Origin of the sequence: Kitasatospora sp. SC0581, from assembly GCF_048159585.1 — a bacterium.
Classification (GTDB): Bacteria; Actinomycetota; Actinomycetes; order Streptomycetales; family Streptomycetaceae; genus Kitasatospora.
In genome coordinates this window covers 548,302-565,797 of sequence record NZ_JBLRWA010000002.1, presented here as the reverse complement: position 1 = coordinate 565,797, position 17,496 = coordinate 548,302, and the positions used below count along the sequence as shown (strand labels likewise).

Sequence of the window (17,496 nt, the reverse complement as noted above, 5' to 3'; positions counted from 1 at the left end):
CCTAGGCGGCGCCCCGCAGCAGGGCGATCGCGGACTGCTCGGCCAGCTCCTCCGCATGCGGCGGCAGCGGCGCACCCGCGTGCAGGGGGCCACGGACGACGGCGAGCGGCAGGCCGGTGACGGCCAGGGTGACCCGGTCGAGGTCCAGCGGCGTGGCGGCGCCGAGCCGCCCGGCCAGCCCGGCCAGGGCCTCCCGCACCCGGAGGCCGCCCTGCCGGTCGCGCAGCCGCTGCTCCTCGGACCACTCCGCCCGACCGAAGGCATCCGGGCCGTGCAGCAGGACGACGGCCCGCTCCCGGTGGGCCCGGCACCAGGCGACGACCTGCCGGGCGACCGCGCCCGCCGCGAGGTGCGGCTCCTCGTGCGCGTCGATGGCGGGCAGGCAGCCGTCCTGGAACTCCTCGACCGTCCGAAGCCACAACTCGGCCAGCAGCGCGGCGCGTTGGGGGAAGCGGTGGTAGACGGACCCGTTGGGCGCGCCGCTCTCCCGGGCGACGGCGGACATGGTGACGGCGGCCGGTCCACCGGCGGCCGCGAGCCGTACGGCGGCGTCGAGGAGGGCGGATTCGTCATGGCGGGGTGGCCTGGGCATGTAGTAGAGAGTACTCTCCAATTCAATTGGAGGGGATCATCCAAAACCAGGAGGGGAGCCCCGGCATGGCCGTGCTCAACATCCACGAACGCACCGTCCCGGCACCGGCGGAGACCGTCGGCGCCCTCATCGACAGCCTCGCGAGCCCGGACGACCGGCTCTGGCCGGGCCCGCGCTGGCCCCGGATGCGGTTCGACCGCCCGCTCGCCCCCGGCGCCACCGGCGGCCACGGCCCGGTCCGCTACACCGTCTCCGACTACGCACCGGGCCAGTGGGTGCGCTTCCGCTTCGACGGCCCGCGCGGCTTCGACGGCCACCACGAGTTCACCGTCCACCCGGCGGGCGACACCACCGTCCTCCGCCACACCATCGCCATGCGCCTGCACGGCCCGGCCCTGCTCGCCTGGCCCCTCGCCTTCCGCTGGCTGCACGACGCCCTCCTGGAGGACTGCCTCGACCGGGCGGTACGTGCAGTCGGCGGCACCGTCCCCCACCCCGCCCACTGGAGCCCGTACGTCCGCCTCCTGCACCGCCTGATCCCCCACTGACCGGCGCCTGCCCGACCGAGGCCCGAAGCCGGAGGCGGCCCTGGCTTCCCCTGCCTGCCCGCGCACGTGAACGCGTGCGCGGGCACGGTTTCCCACCGCCCAGTGCCCCGTCTCCTCAAGCAGCCCCGCGCCCAACGCGGGGCTGCCCACCTCGGTCCAACCGCCAACCGCACCGTGGGCTCAACGCCCGGCCACGAGGCGGGTTGTGTCTTGGGTTGCGAATTTCAAGCAGGTATCCGACCGTCAGTTTTCGGGTGGCCTCGTACCGAACACGAGGCCACCCTCACTTGACGTCTGTAGCGGTGTCACGACACGGTGTTACCCACACGGACTTGCAGCCAACTTCGCGGAAGGGGCAGTCATGACACTTCGCTTCATCGGGATCGACCCGGACTCGCCGAACGGTGGCTCTCCGACAGTCTGGCTCGAAGACGAAGCCGCGGAGATCGTCGTACAGGGGCTGCTCCCCTCCACGGACACGCTCCGCACCATCAGCGAGACCGAGTGGGTTCCTGATCACCCCGTCGGCATCCCGGACCACGAGGGCGTCGTCCGTATCCCTGTTCGGATGATTCCGGCTTTGCGGAAGGTGTGCGATGACGCAGAACGTGCCGGACTTTGGCGCCCTGCTGCGGAGCGCTGAGCGCTCGGCAGTCCACCTGGAGATGCGGGACTCCTATGCGGACGACCCGGTCTTCGCCGACTGGCGCGCGGGGCTACCGGTCGACCGCCCCAACGCCTACGAGCTTCCCGAGGAGTACCAGGCCTGGGCTGAGCTGGTGAAGGAGACCGTGGCCCGGGGCGTGATCATGCGTCGTGCCCGGATCGTCTCCGAACCCGTCACCGACTACATCCGTTGGGAACACGCCATCACAGAACGGCACAACATCGCCCTCGGCGAGCACGTGCGCTGGCTCCCCCGCCGCCTGGCGTCCGATCTCTCACTGCCTGGAAATGATCTTTGGCTGATCGATGACCGCCTGGTCCTCTTCCACTGGTTCACCGGCGACGGCGACTGGGCCGGCCACGAGTTCACCGAAGACCCGGCCACGGTGAAGCAGGTCACCGCCGCGTTCGAAGCGGTGTGGGATCGCGCTACGCCACACGCGCGGTATCCCGTCTGACTCACCATCGGCACCGGGCAGTCCATCACATGTCGTCGTCCCCGTCGTCCAGTGTCGTCGAGGCCCGCAAAGCCCTCGCCAATCGACTGACCGAGATCCGCAAGGACGCCGGGCTCACCGGCGACGAGCTCTCTGCCCGGTGCGGGTGGCACCCTGCCAAGACCAGTCGTATCCAGAGCGGCAAGTCCGCACCCTCCGAGGACGATCTCCGCGCCTGGTGCACTGCATGCGATGCCGAGGAGCAGCTCCCTGACGTCATCGCCACCGCCCGCGCCGTCGAATCGATGTACACCGAGTGGCGTCGGATGGAGCACGCCGGGCTGCGGGCCGCGCAGGAGTCCGTCGGCACGCTCTACCAGCGCACCGAGGTCTTCCGTGTGTACGCGAGCCGGGTCATTCCCGGCATGGTGCAGACAACCGACTACACCGCTGCCGTACTGCGCTCGATCCAACGCGACCGAGTGCCCGTCGATGACGTCGAGGAGGCCGTGGCGGCGCGGCTGGACCGCCAGCGCATGCTGTTCTCCGGCCGGCATCGATTCGGGCTGCTGGTCGAAGAGTACGTGCTCCGCGCCGCAGTGTGCGACGCCAGGACGATGGCGGACCAACTCGACCACCTCATCACTGCGTCCGCCAGCCCCTTCGTCAGCCTGGGCATCATCCCCACCGGTTGCCACCGATCCCAACTTCCGGTCGAGGACTTCTACATGTTCGACGAGGCCGAGGTCGCCGTCGAACTGACCTCCGGGTATCTGCGCATCACACGACCTCGCGAGATCGCCGATTACCTGCGCACCTACACCGCACTGGCAGGAATGGCCGTCTACAGCACGAAGGCTCGGCAGGTCATCACCTCGGCGATCGACGCACTCGGGTGAATCGGCGCAAGATGGCGCAACTTCTTTGAAAGAGCGATCTGTTGCTCCGTAGCGTCATGAGTGCTCCGCCATGCGGAGCGTCCACGAGCGCAAGGAGAGGCCTTGTCACTCCTACGAGCTGAGCGGAGCAGTGCCTTGCAGGTCACCGACCCACCGCAGCCGAACCCGAAGTCCGAGCCCAGGCCGACGACACCGCGTCCGCCGGACCGGTACCGGCCCACCGGGCCGCACACCCGCAGCAGCAGCCATCAAGGACCCGCGATCGGGATGGCCGGGAAGCACGCGGGCGACCAGGACCCGGGCAAGGACAAGCCGTCGAAGGACACCTCGCGCCCGGCGCCCGCCCCGAAGCACGAGAAGAAGGACAAGTGACGGAGAGCCTCCACCCGCAGCAGGCCGCCTCGCGCGGCCTGCTGCGGGCCATCAGCGAAGAGCTCGGTCGTCCCGTCCCGTCGGAGTGGAAGGACGCCATCACGGCGGTCCCGCGCCACCGCTTCCTCCCGGAGCGGATCTGGCTCTCCGACGACAGCGGCGACCTCGAACCGTGCGACATCCGCTCCGAGCCCGACCGCTGGTTCGCGGCCGCCTACGACAACGCTCCGGTCGTCACCCAGGTCAATGACGGCGAGGAGCCGACCGACGGCTCCGACGCCTGGCCGTCGTCCTCAGCGTCCTCACCAGCGATGGTCGTGCGAATGCTCGAAGCACTCGATGTCCGCCCCGGCCAGACCGTCCTGGAGGTCGGCACCGGCACCGGCTGGAACGCGGCTCTGCTCGCGCACCGGGCCGGTCCCGGCCGTGTCGTCTCGATCGAGATCGACCCCGCGGTCACCTGGCGGGCCCACTCGTCCCTGAACGCGGCGGGCGTGGACGTGGAGGTCGCCTGCGGGGACGGAGCCCTTGGTTGGGCCCGGCGGCAGCCGTACGACCGGGTCGTCTCCACCTGCTCGGTCAGCCGGGTGCCGACGGCGTGGATCGAGCAGACCCGCCCCGGCGGCACCATCGTGACGCCGTGGGAGAGCCCGATGCTCTCCTGGGGACTGCTCACCCTCACCGTCGAAGGCGGGCGCGCGACCGGGAGGTTCAGCCCGGACGCCTCGTTCATGCTGATGCGCGGCCAGCGGATCGACCTGCGCATCTTCCGGGACGTGGTCCGCGACAACCACGAACCCGAGGAGTCCACCACCCGGCTCTCACCGTGGCAGGTGAGCGGCGAGGACCTGGACGCGCGGTTCGCCCTCGGGCTGAAGCTCGGCGACGTGTGGACGGCCTGGCAGCACGAGCCTGATGCCGAAGGAGTGGCCTCCCGGCTCTGGGTGGCCACGACGGACGCGCGCTCGTGGGCCGCCGTCGACCACGACGACCGGCAGGAGGACCGCTTCGCCGTCCGGCAGTACGGCCCGCGCCGCCTCTGGACCGAGATCGAGGACGCCCACGCCTGGTGGGAGAAGCAGAACCGGCCGGGACCGGACCGGTTCGGGCTCCGCATCACCGGCGAGGAACAGCTCGTCTTCCTCGACGAGTCGACCGCGGTCATCGGCCACGTGCCGTAGCGCGCGACCGAGCCGGGGCGGCCGACAAACCGCCCCGGCTGGTCGGGTGGCTACTCCCAGCGCCAGCCGTTGTTGTCCCGGCAGGTGAGAGCACGGCCGTTGGCGTCGCTGCCGGTGTCGCCGTGGGCGCTGTTGGGGCAGATGCGACCCCGGACTATGCAGTTGCCCTTGGAATCCGTGGTGCAGGCTGACGCCTGGTGCTCCGAGGGTGCGGCGGGCTGCGGCGCCGGCGGGGCGTGCGTCGGGGCCGGGGCGGGCGGGGCGGCAGGAGCGGGGGCAGCAGGGGCGGCAGGAGCTGGGGCCACAGGGGCGGCCGGGGCGGGGGCCGCCGGAGGGGCGCTCGGCGCCGCCGGATCGGCCGGTGCGGTCGCGGTCGGGGAGGCCGGGGCCGGGGCAGGGGCGGGGTCCGCCGGGGCGGGCGCGGCGCCTCCCGGGCAGTCCTCCTCGTTCTTCACCACGGACAGCGTCACCGTCGTGTCCTTCGCCGAGGGTTCCCCGGCGGCCGGCTGCTGGGAGCAGACCTTCCAGTGGCTGGGCATGAGGACCGACCGCGTGTGGGACTCGCCCGCGTGGACGTCCTGGAACGTCACGGTCTTGGCGGCCCGGGCGTCCGGCTGCTGGAGGGTGTCCTTGGCCTTGTCCCCGTGCATTCCGACCACACTCGGGATCGGAATCGGCGTCGCCGCCGACGACGTTTCGTCGGCCGAGGCCTTGCACCCGGCCGCGAGGAGGGTGGCGGCCAGCGCCGCGGCGGCGAGGGCGGTCGCCCGCCTCCGGCCGGAGGGGCGGGTCGGTCGGGCTTCGTGGGTCTGGGCGGTCGTCGGCTGTATCACAGCAGGCACTTGGTCTTCCGGGTGAGCGGCGGGCATGGCGGACGGAACTTCGAGCGGGCAAAACTTTTCGTACGTACACCACCTCACTGGCGGAAGCCTGGGAATCCCTGCCGGGAATCCTTGATCGAAGCGTGATGTCGGCCCCCTCCCCGGGGCCTCTCCCCGCCCGCCGGAAACGGCCCGTCCCGGCCTCCGGCGACAGCGACGCCGCCCTCCTCCACGCCCCCGAGGCACCCGTCCACACCAGAGCCAGAGTGCCCCCAACAGCCCACCACCCAGCGGCTTTTGCCGCGATCGCGCCCACCCTCCGAGCGTCCTACGCTCGGCCGTATGAACCGTACGATCCGCACCACCGAAGACGTCCTCGCCCTCCTCGACGGCTTCTTCCGGCCGGCCGAACCGTTCTGGGACCGGTTCTACGAGGACCGGTCCGCCGAGCGCCCGTTCTTCGCGCCGAAGCCGGACGAGAACCTGGTCTCCTACCTGGACCGCGGCCTGCTGCCGCCGGCCCCCGGCCGGGTGCTCGACCTGGGCTGCGGCACCGGCCGCAACGCGATCCACCTGGCCTCGCTCGGCTTCGAGGTGGACGCCGTCGACCTCTCCGCCACCGCCCTCGCCTGGGCCGAGGAGCGCGCCCGCGAGGCCGGCCCCGGAGCCCGCCCGCGCTTCCACCGGGCGAGCATCTTCGAGGTCCAACTCCCTTGCGAATCCTACGACCTGGTCTACGACTCCGGCTGCCTGCACCACCTGCCGCCGCATCGCCGGGTCGGCTACCTGGCCCTCCTGGACCGCGCCCTCGCCCCGGGCGGGCACTTCGCCGTCACCGCCTTCGCGGCCGGGGCGATGGGCTCCGAGCGGCCCGACGAGGAGCTCTACCGGCTCGGCTCGCTGGAGGGCGGGCTGGCCTACTCGCCGGCCGAACTGCGCTCGCTGTTCCGCGAGTTCGAGCCGCTGGAGATCCGCCCGATGGCGGCGCACGGCCCGGTTTCCGAGGCCTTCGGCGTCCCCTTCCTCCTCACAGCACTCTTCCAGCGAACTGCCAGCCTCTAACCAGCCTCTCATCCTCCGCCCCTAGCCTCCGGCCCTATGAACGTCTCCCTGCTCGACGGCTGGTTCCCGTGGACGGTCCAGGCCGCGGCCCTCGCGCTGCTCCTGGCCACCGCCGCCCGACGGGAGCGGGCGTGGCTGCGGAGGCGGGGGCCGGTCGCGCTCGGGACGGCGCTGGCGCTCACCGCGGCCGGCGCCGTCGCCGTGCTGACGCTGGGCGGGATCACCGACCCGGTCCCGTTCGGGGTCTGGCTGTGGAGCGGGGTGGCGGTCGCGGCGCTGTGCGTGCTCGGCTTCGGCTGGCGCGGCGCGCGGTGGTGGCGCCGGGCGCTGGTGGCACCGACCGTGCTGCTGGCGCTGTTCTGCGCGGCGAACAGCGTGAACATCGCCACCGGCTACTACCCGACGCTGGACGACGCGATCGGCGAGCTCGGCGGGCAGCCGCTGCCGGAGCAGATCACCCTGGACGAGCTGAAGTCGATCCACGGCCGGACGGGCACGGGCCGCATCGTCCAGGTCGACATACCGGACACCGCCAGCGGCTTCGCCCACCGCCAGGAGCTGGTCTACCTGCCGCCCGCCTGGTTCCGCAGCCAGACCCGGCCCAAGTTGCCCGTCCTGGAGATGATCGGCGGCGAGTTCGCGGCGCCCGACAACTGGATCCGCTCGGGCAACGCCGTGAAGACCGCCGACGCCTTCGCCGCCCGGCACAACGGCTTCGCCCCGATCCTGGTGTTCGTGGACGCCACCGGCGGCTTCCGGGTGGACACCGAGTGCGTGGACGGCCCGCACGGCCAGGCCGAGAGCCATCTGCTCAAGGACGTCCCGCCGTTCGTCCAGAAGACCTTCAACGCCGCCACCGACCCGCACAAGTGGGGCGTGGCCGGCTGGTCGATGGGCGGCACCTGCGCCGTCGACCTCACCGTCGAGCATCCGAACGTCTTCACCCACTTCGGCGACTTCTCCGGTGACAAGGGCCCGTCCACCGGCGACAAGGACCACACCGTCCAGGAGCTGTACGGGGGCGACGCCGCGGCCTGGGCCGCCCACGACCCGCTGACCGTGCTCGCCCACCACCCCAAGTACCAGGGCGTCTCCGGCTACTTCGCCCAGGGCGACGAGGAGCACGGCCAGATCGACTCCGCCAAGGCCCTGGAGGCGGCGGCCCGGAAGGACGGCATCCGCACCGTGAACGTGGTCGGCTCCGGCAGGCACACCTGGCAGACCGGCGCCGCGTCCTTCGCCCAGGCCCTCCCCTGGCTCGCCCAGCAGCTCGGCGTCCCGGGCACCCATGCGTAACGGCACCCACGCGTAACGGCTCACCCGCACTACGGCGCGCTCCCTCCTCCCCGTTCGACGGCCGCCGCCCGTCGCGCGGTTCAGCTCCGGGTGCTGACGTCGCGCACCCCTCCGCCGCCGGTCGCCGGTCCCGGCACACCCGCCCCCACCAGCCCGGATGCGCCGCACCCGGCCCGCGCGCGGTGCCGGTCGCGCGCCCCTGGGATCCCCCGCACGCCGTCCGCCACCCGACCCCACCCGCCCCGCAGGACCCACCAACCCCAAAGGGAATCCGGGCCTCCGGCCGGAACCCGGCTTTGCGAGCGGCCGTTCGGTGGCATAGGTTTCGACCGCCGCCGATGCGCCGCCACGACCCTGACCGCCCCTCATCTCCGAGGCGGGCGGCGGGCCGAGGAGCCGACGGCCCTAACGCACAGGGGGAGGCCCGCCATGCCGAGTGCCCGCGACCGCGCGTCGCGCGGGCGGCGAGGACGGACGGCCGGCGCCGCGCACCAGCGGCCCGCGGCCGACCCCGCCCTTCGCCCCCAACGGCAGGGCGGTGCGCGGCCGACCCCGTTCCACGCCACCGGACACCCGAGGAACAGTCAGTTGCGCACCACCAGAGTCGTCACCGCCACCGCCGCCGCCCTCGTCTGCCTGGGCGCGCTCAGCGCCTGCGGGCCCGACAGCGGGGACGGCGGCCAGACCGCCCTCCCCGCCGCGGCCCCCACGCCCAGCACCAACCCCACCAAGCCCGCCGGCTCCGACAAGGGCATCCCGGACAAGGCCTGGATGGACACCAAGAACATCCCGATGGACGAGAGTTACCACTACACGCCGCTGGCGGCCAACGCCAAGCAGGTCTCCGGGCCGGTCCAGTTCAAGGGCCTGGAGCTGTGCCGCGCCGCGATCGCCAAGGACGACGAGCCGCTGTTCACGGGCACCGCCGCCGCGAAGTCCGAGGTCGGCTTCGGCGGGGACCGCTGGGCGGCCCAGCAGACCCTGCTGTTCCACGGCGACCCGGTCCACAGCAGCGCCGCCAAGCAGTCCACCAACATGGCCGAGGCCCGCCTGGCGGAGGCGCTCAAGTCCTGTGCCAAGACCGCGCCCGGCGCCACCGTGAAGGTCGAAAGCGCCCCGGACGCGCCGTACTTCGCCGCCGTCCTGACCGTCCCGCAGGCCGACGGCGGCACCGTCACCCTGCACGAGTACGTGGTCGGCGACGGCGGTACGGTCAGCGAGCTGGCCGTCTGGGCCACCACCAAGGCCGGTGCCCAGCCCAAGGACGCCTGGAAGGCCCCCGAGGACAAGGCCGTCGGCACCGGCATGACGGCGGCGATGTGCGAGGCGCTCCCCGGCTGCGACGGGCGCTGACGTCCGGCGCGCGCCCGGTCCGCCCGACCCCTCCCGAGGACGGGAACGGGGCGGACGGACCGGGCGGCCCGATCAGATCAGGCCCGGGCTCACAGCCCCAGGACGCTGAGCGCGGTGGTCCAGTCCTTCGCGATCGCGGCGCGCGCGTCGTCGAGGCCGGCCCGGCCGCCGCAGACCGCGTTCTTGAGCTTGGTCTCGACGGAGTCCTTGCTCTGCGCCGGCTGGCTGCCGTAGCGCGGCTCGGGCCACAGGTTGGCCGGGTCGCGCGGGGCGCCGCCGAGCTCCAGCGGGACGAGGTGGTCCTCCTCGTAGTCCGCCGTGCTGGTGTCCGCGTAGCCGTAGGCCGCGATCTGCTGCACCTTCAGCGCGTTGGTGTAGCTGCTCGGCGGGCGGACGGTGGCGGTCCAGCCGGAGACGCAGATGGTCTGGCCGATGGTCGCCTGGGTGACGTCCGGGTTGTACGCACCGGGGGTGCAGGACGGGTCGGGCAGCGGCAGGTACGCCTGCGAACAACTCGCCGCGAGCGTACGGGCCTTCTGGGCGGTGCCGTGGGCCGGGGCGGCGGCCTGCGCGGTGCCGGCGGCGAGCCCGGCGGCGGCGAGGGCGGCCGCCGAGGCGGTGACGGTGAGACGGTGACGGAGCATCATGGGGGAAGCACTCCTGGTCCGGCCCGGCCTCTCGCCGGGCGACTGTGCTCATGACAGCACCACCCGGCCGACCACCGTCAGATCCGTGACGTGAACGCCTGGTGACCGCGTCTCCACAACCGCGCCCCGACGAGCGCCCCGCGCGAAGACCCCGCGCGAGCGCCCCGCCCCCGTCTCCCCGCCCCCGTCTCCCGGCCCCCGTCTCCCGGCCGTGCGGTCAGCCCCGCAGGACCGCCAGCTCGACCTCCCGGCCGGCCAGGCCGCCGGGCGCCGGCAGCGTCACCCCGGAGGGCTCGAAGCCGGCCTTCCGGTACATCGCCTCGGCCCGGGGGTTGTCCTCGTGGACGAACAGCCGCACCCGCTCGATCCTGGGCCCGGTGAGCGACCACGCCCACTCCTGGAGGGTCCGGATCAGGTCGAGCGCCAGCCCGGTGCCCCGCGCCTCCGCGCGGACGAACACCCCGACCACGTGCACCTGGTCGACCTCGACGACGTCGCCCTCCAGGGCGCCGTTCCCGCCGGCCGGCTCGACCACCCCGGTCATGCTGCCGAGCCAGCGCCCGTCCTCGGCCTCCGCGATGAACTGCGCCGCGTGCGGGTCCGTCGCCGCCCGGGTCGTGCGGTCCTGCCAGAACTCGTCGGGCTTGGTGACGGCCTGCTCGTAGACCTCCAGGAAGGCCACGGCCGCGACCGGGTCCCGCAGCGCGTCGAGGCGGAGGTCCCGGGCCCGCTGCCAGTCCTCGACCCGTACCTGTCTGATGATGATTCCGGTGCTCATCGCCTGATCATTCCATCGGCACCATTGGCCCGCGCAACCGATTTCCAAGGCCGCAGACCTCTAGCCCCGGGACGACTCCAGCAGCCGCGCCAGCAGCGCCGCCGGCCCCTCCGGCAGGCTGCCGTGGACGAGTTCGGTGCGGTGCACCAGCCGGGGCGCGGCGATCGGCGCGTACCCGACCCCGGGCGCCGCCGCGAGCACCGGCTCGGGCAGCAGGGTGAGCCCGTGCCCGGCCGCCACCAGCGCGAGCAGTCCGTGCAGGTCGGTGCCCTGGTAGCGGGTGGCCGGCCGGAAGCCGTCGACGCCCGCGGCCGCGCGCAGCCGGGCCGCGGGCGGGGTGAGGTCGGGGGCGTCCAGCCAGCGGGCGGCGGAGAGGTCGGCGAGCGCGAGGCCGGCGCGCCCGGCCAGCGGGTGGCCGACGGGCAGCGCGACGGCGACCGGCCGCTCGGCCACCGCGACGGTGCGCAGCGGGCCGACGTCGGGCAGCGGCAGCGGGTCGCTGGGTGCGGCCAGTCCGTCGACCAGGGCGAGGTCGACCTCGCCGGTGGCGACCTGGGCGGGCAGCACGTCCTGGGCGAGGACCCGGACCACCGGTTCCACCCGCGGGTACGCGCGGCGCACCTCGCCGAGCGCGCGCCCCAGTGCCGCACCGACCGCCAGCGCGGTGGCCCCGAGCACCAGCCGGGTGTTCGGCGCGCCCGCCAGGCGTGCGACGTCGGCGCGCGCCGCCTCCAGCCGGACCAGCAGCGGTGCGGCGTGCTCCAGCAGCCGCTGCCCGGCCCCGGTCGGGCCGACCGGGCGGCGGAGCAGCAGCGCGGTCCCGAGGTCCGCCTCCAGCGCGGCGATCTGCTGGGAGACCGCGGACTGGGTGTAGCCGAGCTCCCGGGCCGCTTCCGAGAAGGAGGCGAGGCGGGCGACGGTGACGAAGGTGCGCAGCTGCTGCGGGTCCACGGTGGACATCAACCATTCTGATCGAAGCTTAAGGAATCATCGTTGGCGCTGATCTCGGGTGCGGGGTCAGGATAGCCGCATGACGCATCAGACCCCGCGGGTCGCCCTCGTCGGCGACCGCTCCCCCGCCGTCCGCTCGCACGCCCGGATCCCCGGCCTGCTGGACGCCCTCGCCGAGCACGACCACCTCGTCCTGGACGCCTACTGGATCCCGACCGGGGACGCCGCCGCGCCCGGCGCCCTGGACGGCTTCGACGCGGTCTGGCTGCTGCCCGGCAGCCCGTACCGCAGCGAGGCCGGCGCGCTGGCCGCCGTCCGGACCGCCCGCGAGCGCGGCATCCCCTTCCTCGGCACCTGCGCCGGGTTCCAGCACGCGGTGCTGGAGTACGCCCGGAACGTCTGCGGCCTGGCCGGGGCCGTGAACGGCGAGGACCACCCGGACGCGGAGCAGCAGGTGATCGTCCCGCTGGCCTGTTCGCTGGTCGGCCACGAGGGGGCCGTCACCGTCACCCCGGGGAGCCTCGCCGAGCGGGTCCTCGGCGCCACCCGCACCCTGGAGCGCTACCACTGCGCGTACGGACTCAACGGCGCCTACCTGGAGCGGCTGGCCGCGCACGGCCTGCGGTTCAGCGGCGCGGACGAGTCGGGCGAGGTGCGCGTCCTGGAGCTGCCCGGCCACCCGTTCTTCCTGGCCTCGCTCTTCCAGCCCGAGCTGTCCGGCGACGGCACCCGGGCGCACCCCATGGTCCGTGCCCTGGCCGGCGCCGCCGTGGCGCACGCGGACGCGGACGCGGGCACCCCGGCCGCGACGGTCACAACGGCCTGATCAAGCCCCGCACCTGAGCGCGCCTCATGCGCGAGCGCGTCTCACATCGGCAGCGACCGCAGGCGCACCGGCCCCTCCGGCCACCCGGCCCCGACGGCCAGCGGCGCCCACATGGTGCGCAGCGGCATCTCCGCCAGCCGCCCCTCCGGCTGCTCCACCGTCACGCCCTCGGCCACCTCCCGGAAGCCGAGCCCCCGGTAGAACGCGGCCAGCGGCGGGCGGCAGAACAGCAGCGCGTACCGGTGGCCGAGCGTGCGCGCGTGGTCGAGGGCGGCCCCGACCACGGCCTGCGCGAGGCCTCCGTGGCGCCGGTCGGGCGCGACGCAGACCCCGCCGACGCCCATCACGGCGAGGTCGGTGCCGCCCACGGTGAGCGGCAGCGGCACCAGTCCGGTGTGGGCGACGAGCCGGCCGTCCGCGGCCCGGATGCCGAAATGGATCTCCTTGGGGCGGAAGGTCAGCCCCGTGTACGCGACGCCGTACGGGTCGTCCCCGGGGCCGAGGATCTCAGCCTGCTCGGCGCGGCCGTACTGCGCGAGCCGTTCGACCACGGGCGCTCCGACGAGCGGCTGTTCGGCGGGAGACTGTCCGGCGGGAGGCTGTCCGGCGAGCGGCGGCGCGGGCGAGAAACGATCATCCATCCCGCCATGCTCCCCTCCCCCCGGAGCCTTCCACCAGTCCCTTCCCGGCCACTCGGTCCGACGACTGCTCGGGCCGACGGCCGCCGGCCGCCCCGATCGGCCGCCGGGGGCCGACCCGGCGTCAGGCCGCCGCGCGCCGCACCAGCTCCGCCCAGACCTCGGCCACCCGCGCCTCCAGCTCCGCCAGGCCGCCGCCGTTGTCGATCACCAGGTCCGCGATCGCCAGCCGCCCGTCCCGGGAAGCCTGCGCGGCCATCCGGGCCCGGGCCTCCTCCTCGGCCATCCCGCGCAGCCGCACCAGCCGGTCCAGCCGCACGTCGTCGGCCGCGTCCACCACCACGACCAGGTCGAACAGCGGCGCCAGGCCGTTCTCGGCCAGCAGCGGCACGTCGTGCACCACGACCGCGTCCGGCGCGGCCGCCGCCTCCAGCTCGGCGGATCGGGTCCGCACCAGCGGGTGGACGATCGCGTTCAGCGCCTTCAGCCGCTCCGGGTCGGCGAACACGACCGCGCCGAGCGCCGGACGGTCCAGCGAGCCGTCCTCCCGCAGCACCCCCGGTCCGAACTCGGCGACCACGGCCGCCAGACCGTCCGTTCCGGGGGCGACCACCTCGCGGGCGATCACGTCGGAGTCCACGATCACCGCGCCATGCGCGGCGAACAGCCGGGACACCTCGCTCTTGCCCGCACCGATGCCGCCCGTCAGTCCGATCTTCAGCATGGCGTCAGGCTACCGGTGCCCCCTCGAACCCGTCAGCAGAGGCCCGGCCGGCCCAGGCCCGGTCGGCCCGGCTCCGACCCGAACAGGCCCGGCTCCGATCCGAACAGGCCCGGCGAAGCCCGGATCCGGTCGAGCACAGGCCCGGTCAGCCCAGCTCCAGGCTCTCGCCCTCCCCCAGCACCAACAGCTCCGCACCCGTCCCCGGCCCGTCCGGCCCGACCAGCCGGGTCTGCACGGCGAGCCCGATCGGGCTGAGCACCGCCTCGTGCACCGGCACCGCACGGCGCGGCGAGGCTTCCCGGACGTAGTCGACCACCTCGGAGGCCTTGCTCCACGGGGCCGCGATCGGCAGCAGCAGGGTCTCCACGGCGTGCGGCGGCACGGTGAACGCGTCGCCGGGGTGGAACAGCCGGCCGTCGAAGAGGAAGCCGATGTTCCGCACCGGCGGGAGGTCCCGGTGGATCTCCGCGTGCCACTCGCCGTGCACCGAGACGCCGAGCCCGCCGATCTCGAAGGCGTCGCCCTCGCCGACCACGCCGACCCGCTGCGCCACGCCGTCCAGCTGGTCGGCGACGGCCCGGTTGGTCCACACCCGCAGCGCCGGGTCGGCCTCCAGCGCGGCGCGCAGCCGGGACTCCTCGAAGTGGTCCATGTGCTCGTGGGTGATCAGGACGGCGTCCGCCCCGGCCAGGGCGGCGGGGTCGGTGAAGCTCCCGGGGTCGACGACGACCGTGCTGCCGCCGTGCTCGACGCGTACGCAGGCATGTCCGAACTTGGTGATTCGCATGCTCGAAACCCTACAGCAAGGCTGTACAGCAGTGCTGGACATTTTGCCGATAGACTTCCCCCATGACCAGCGAAGCCCCGCACCCGGACACCCTGGAACTCGCCGCCGACCTGCGCGCCGCCCTCGGCAGCCTGGTCCGCTCCCTGCGCGACAGCGACGAACTGCCGCAGAACCAGGCCGCCGTCCTCGGCCTGCTGGTCCGCGACGAACGCTCCTGCACGGTCGCCGAACTCGCCGCCCTCCAGCGGGTCCGCCACCAGTCGATGGCCCGCACCGTCGCGCTGATGACCGAGGCCGGACTGGTCGTCCAGCAGCCCCACCCCACCGACGGCCGCAAGCTGCTCGTCACCGCCACCGGAGCCGGCCGCACCGCCCTGCTCGACCAGCGCGCCCGCCGCGAACACCGGATCGCCACCGCCATCGAGTCCCGCCTCGACCCCGCCGAACGGGAGCGGCTCCGCGCCGCGGTCGACCTGCTACGCCGGCTGGGCTGAGCCCACCAGGCCGTCGCGGGCCGCCGCCTCCCCGTCGGCCGGCCGCGGCGCCGGGACCACCGCCGCCCCGATCTCCGGCACCGACCCGCTCTCCGCCGCCGGCACCACCGGCCGCGGCACCGGGACATCCGCCGCCCCGATCTCCGGCAGGTCGACGTGCTCGCTCAGCCCGAACCGCCGGTGCAGCCGCCGCAGCGGGGCGGGCGCCCACCAGTTGAACTCGCCGAACAGGCTCATCGCGGCGGGCACCAGCAGGCACCGCACCAGGGTGGCGTCCACCGCGACGGCGACGGCCAGCGCGATGCCCATCTGCTTGACCATCAGCATGTCCCCGAGCGCGAACCCGGCGAAGACGATCACCATCAGCAGCGCCGCCGAGGTGATGATCCGACCGCTGCGCTGCACGCCCAGCTCCACCGCCCGGACGCAGTCGTGCCCGCGCAGGGTCAGCTCCCTGATCCGGGCGAGCAGGAACACCTCGTAGTCCATCGACAGCCCGAAGGCGAAGGCGAAGACCAGCACCGGTATGAAGGTCTCCAGCCCGCCGGTCGGGCTGAACCCGAGCAGCCCGCTGAACCAGCCGTCCTGGAACACCAGGGTGAGCGCGCCGAGCGAGGCGCCCAGCGAGAGCAGGTTCATCAGCAGCGCCTTGACCGGCATCACCACCGAGCCGGTCATCAGGAAGAGCAGCACCAGCGTCCCGGCCGCGACCAGGCCCAGCGCCCACGGTCCGCGCGAGAGCAGCTCGTCCTGGAAGTCCACCACCGAGGCCGCGCCGCCGGTGACGTAGGTGGTCAGCCCGCCGCGGTCGGCCCGCAGCTCCTCGACCACCTGCCTGGCCTGCCCGCCCTGCGGGTCCCCGGGCACGAGGACGTCGATCGTGGAGACCGCGTCGCCCACCGGCGACACGGCCCGCACCCCGCTCACCCCGGGCAGCTTGGCGACCACCTCGTCCGCGTACGCCTGCGCCACCGGCGCCCCGCCCTCGACCACCACGGTGATCGGCGCGGCCGAGGCCTGCGGGAAGCGCTGGTCGATCGTCTCGGCGACCTGCCGTCCGGCCGAGGAGGCGGGCAGGACGGCGGCGCCGGAGCTGCGCATCTCGGCGTGGAGGAACGGCGCCCCGGCCGCCAGCAGCAGCGCCACCGAGGCGAGCGTGACCAGGACCGCCCGCTTGCGCACCCGGCGCACGGTCCGGCTGAAGAACCCCTCGTCGGCCACGGGCGCCGCGGGCGCCTTGATCCGCGCGCCGGCGAAGCCGAGCAGGGCGGGGATCAGGGTCAGCGCGGCGGCGACGGCGATCACCACCACGCTCACCCCGGCCGCGGCCACCGCGCCGAGCACCGGGCTGGTGAAGACGAACAGGCCGGAGAGGGCGACGGCGACGGTCAGTCCGGAGAAGGCCACGGTGCGTCCGGCGGTCGCCGCGGTCCGTTCGACGGCGGCGGCGATGTCCGCGCCGTGGCCGCGTTCCTCGCGGAAACGATTCACCATGAGCAGCGCGTAGTCGATCGAGAGGCCGAGCCCCAGCACCGTGGCGATCGGCAGCACGCTGGTGTCGATGTCCATGATCCGGCTGAACCCGAACATCGCCAGCAGCGCGCCGCCCACCGAGGCGACCGCCCCGATCGCCGGCAGCGCGGCCGCCGCCAGCCCGCCGAAGACCAGCACCATGACGATCAGCGTGAGCGGCAGCGTCACCAGCTCGCCGAACCGGGTGTCCTTCTCGGTCTGCTTCTTGACCTCCTGCTGGAGCACCAGGTCCCCGCCGACCGTGACGTGGGCGCCGCCCTCCCCGTTCAGCGCGGCGAGCCGCTGGGTGACGGCGTCGGTCTGGGCGGTGCTCGCGGTGTCGGCCATCCGTACGGTGACCAGGCTCGCCGTCCCGTCGGCGGAGCGCAGCGCGGCCGGCGCCGGTCCGGTGCCGTACGCGTCGAGGGCGGAGGAGACCCCGGGCAGGGCGGCGATCTCGGCGATGGCCCGCTCGACGGCGGCCCTCACCTGCGGATCGTCCACCGGCCGGCCGTCCACCACGGCGGTGACGGTGCCCTTGGCCGGGTCGGCCGCGGCGACCACCGCACCGCCCCGGTCGGCCTCGGCGCTGGCGGAGGAGGCCCCGGCCACCGAGCCCTCGAAGACCCGGCCCCCGATCAGGACGCCGACCACCAGGACGACGGCCCACAGGCCGAGCACCCAGCGGCGGTGGCGGAAGCAGAACCGGCCGACGGCCGCGAGCCTGCCGCCGACCACGGCGGTGGGGGCGGCGGGAGAGGGAGTGCGCATGAGGAGCCTTTCGGGCGGCTCCCCTCAATCTAGGGGCAACCCGAACTACGGCCTATAGATGGGCAATGAGCCCCATCTCACACTTTCCTTCACATAAACCACACATAAGTCAGGGCGTGATAAGTCATGGCGAAAAGCAAA

Annotated in this window: 19 protein-coding genes; 10 read left to right on the top strand and 9 right to left on the bottom strand. The window is 73.7% G+C overall.

What is annotated here, in order from left to right; all coding sequences use genetic code 11:
* Position 1: 1 nt before the first annotated feature.
* A complete protein-coding gene (locus tag ACLWS4_RS05690; RefSeq protein ID WP_416873498.1) occupies positions 2–592 on the bottom strand; it encodes a TetR/AcrR family transcriptional regulator in 591 nt (196 codons plus the stop codon).
* A 65-nt stretch (positions 593–657) separates the two neighbouring features.
* Here ACLWS4_RS05690 and ACLWS4_RS05685 point away from each other — a divergent pair, with 65 nt between their 5' ends.
* The 5 genes from ACLWS4_RS05685 (at position 658) to ACLWS4_RS05665 (ending at position 4,695) form a co-directional block, all read left to right on the top strand.
* Positions 658–1,140, top strand: a complete 483-nt coding sequence (locus ACLWS4_RS05685; RefSeq protein WP_387966478.1) for an SRPBCC family protein — start codon at positions 658–660, stop codon at positions 1,138–1,140.
* Between the two features lie 361 nt (positions 1,141–1,501).
* Positions 1,502–1,783 carry a hypothetical protein gene (locus ACLWS4_RS05680; RefSeq protein ID WP_380738746.1) on the top strand — a complete coding sequence of 94 codons (282 nt, stop codon included), beginning with the start codon at positions 1,502–1,504 and terminating at the stop codon, positions 1,781–1,783.
* Entirely contained in the window at positions 1,737–2,264 is a 528-nt protein-coding gene (locus ACLWS4_RS05675) for a DUF6879 family protein (protein ID WP_416873497.1), read from the top strand. Before ACLWS4_RS05680 ends, ACLWS4_RS05675 begins: the two co-directional genes overlap by 47 nt.
* Before the next feature lie 29 nt (positions 2,265–2,293).
* Entirely contained in the window at positions 2,294–3,142 is an 849-nt protein-coding gene (locus ACLWS4_RS05670; RefSeq protein ID WP_416873496.1) for a helix-turn-helix domain-containing protein, read from the top strand.
* A gap of 368 nt (positions 3,143–3,510) precedes the next feature.
* Positions 3,511–4,695 carry a methyltransferase domain-containing protein gene (locus ACLWS4_RS05665; RefSeq protein ID WP_416873495.1) on the top strand — a complete coding sequence of 395 codons (1,185 nt, stop codon included), beginning with the start codon at positions 3,511–3,513 and terminating at the stop codon, positions 4,693–4,695.
* Positions 4,696–4,745: 50 nt separating this feature from the next.
* On the opposite strand, the gene ACLWS4_RS05660 is transcribed toward ACLWS4_RS05665, so the two are convergent.
* Positions 4,746–5,537, bottom strand: a complete 792-nt coding sequence (locus ACLWS4_RS05660) for a hypothetical protein (RefSeq protein ID WP_416873494.1) — start codon at positions 5,535–5,537, stop codon at positions 4,746–4,748.
* Positions 5,538–5,858: 321 nt separating this feature from the next.
* On the opposite strand from ACLWS4_RS05660, the gene ACLWS4_RS05655 reads away from it, so the two are divergent.
* The 3 genes from ACLWS4_RS05655 (at position 5,859) to ACLWS4_RS05645 (ending at position 9,227) form a co-directional block, all read left to right on the top strand.
* Positions 5,859–6,578: a class I SAM-dependent methyltransferase gene (locus tag ACLWS4_RS05655; protein ID WP_416873493.1), complete on the top strand. Its 720-nt coding sequence runs from the start codon at positions 5,859–5,861 to the stop codon at positions 6,576–6,578.
* A 36-nt stretch (positions 6,579–6,614) separates the two neighbouring features.
* Positions 6,615–7,874 (top strand): alpha/beta hydrolase, encoded by a 1,260-nt coding sequence (locus tag ACLWS4_RS05650; protein WP_380738758.1) that lies wholly within the window; start codon positions 6,615–6,617, stop codon positions 7,872–7,874.
* Between the two features lie 588 nt (positions 7,875–8,462).
* Positions 8,463–9,227: a hypothetical protein gene (locus ACLWS4_RS05645; protein WP_380738760.1), complete on the top strand. Its 765-nt coding sequence runs from the start codon at positions 8,463–8,465 to the stop codon at positions 9,225–9,227.
* A gap of 89 nt (positions 9,228–9,316) precedes the next feature.
* Here ACLWS4_RS05645 and ACLWS4_RS05640 read toward each other — a convergent pair whose 3' ends face one another.
* From ACLWS4_RS05640 to ACLWS4_RS05630, 3 genes are all read right to left on the bottom strand, one after another.
* Positions 9,317–9,874: a hypothetical protein gene (locus ACLWS4_RS05640; RefSeq protein WP_380738762.1), complete on the bottom strand. Its 558-nt coding sequence runs from the start codon at positions 9,872–9,874 to the stop codon at positions 9,317–9,319.
* Between the two features lie 217 nt (positions 9,875–10,091).
* Complete coding sequence (locus tag ACLWS4_RS05635) at positions 10,092–10,652, bottom strand: GNAT family N-acetyltransferase (RefSeq protein WP_416873492.1); 561 nt, start codon at positions 10,650–10,652, stop codon at positions 10,092–10,094.
* Positions 10,653–10,712: 60 nt separating this feature from the next.
* The gene (locus ACLWS4_RS05630; protein WP_416873491.1) at positions 10,713–11,612 is read right to left on the bottom strand and encodes a LysR family transcriptional regulator; all 900 of its coding nucleotides are present in this window, start codon (positions 11,610–11,612) and stop codon (positions 10,713–10,715) included.
* Between the two features lie 70 nt (positions 11,613–11,682).
* Here ACLWS4_RS05630 and ACLWS4_RS05625 point away from each other — a divergent pair, with 70 nt between their 5' ends.
* On the top strand, positions 11,683–12,429 hold the full coding sequence (locus tag ACLWS4_RS05625) for a glutamine amidotransferase-related protein (protein ID WP_416873490.1): 747 nt from the start codon (positions 11,683–11,685) through the stop codon (positions 12,427–12,429).
* A gap of 41 nt (positions 12,430–12,470) precedes the next feature.
* Here the strand turns inward: ACLWS4_RS05625 and ACLWS4_RS05620 are convergent, their stop codons facing one another.
* The 3 genes from ACLWS4_RS05620 to ACLWS4_RS05610 form a co-directional block, all read right to left on the bottom strand.
* Positions 12,471–13,070, bottom strand: coding sequence for a GNAT family N-acetyltransferase (locus ACLWS4_RS05620; protein WP_416873489.1), 600 nt, complete (start codon positions 13,068–13,070; stop codon positions 12,471–12,473).
* Positions 13,071–13,191: 121 nt separating this feature from the next.
* Complete coding sequence (gene coaE, locus ACLWS4_RS05615; protein ID WP_049659638.1) at positions 13,192–13,791, bottom strand: dephospho-CoA kinase; 600 nt, start codon at positions 13,789–13,791, stop codon at positions 13,192–13,194.
* 145 nt (positions 13,792–13,936) lie between these two features.
* The gene (locus ACLWS4_RS05610; RefSeq protein ID WP_416873488.1) at positions 13,937–14,578 is read right to left on the bottom strand and encodes an MBL fold metallo-hydrolase; all 642 of its coding nucleotides are present in this window, start codon (positions 14,576–14,578) and stop codon (positions 13,937–13,939) included.
* A gap of 62 nt (positions 14,579–14,640) precedes the next feature.
* Between ACLWS4_RS05610 and ACLWS4_RS05605 the strand changes: the two genes are divergently transcribed.
* Positions 14,641–15,072: a MarR family winged helix-turn-helix transcriptional regulator gene (locus ACLWS4_RS05605; protein ID WP_117487382.1), complete on the top strand. Its 432-nt coding sequence runs from the start codon at positions 14,641–14,643 to the stop codon at positions 15,070–15,072.
* Here ACLWS4_RS05605 and ACLWS4_RS05600 read toward each other — a convergent pair.
* Complete coding sequence (locus tag ACLWS4_RS05600; RefSeq protein ID WP_416873487.1) at positions 15,055–17,355, bottom strand: MMPL family transporter; 2,301 nt, start codon at positions 17,353–17,355, stop codon at positions 15,055–15,057. The two genes, ACLWS4_RS05605 and ACLWS4_RS05600, sit on opposite strands and share 18 nt — an antisense overlap.
* Positions 17,356–17,496: the final 141 nt, after the last annotated feature.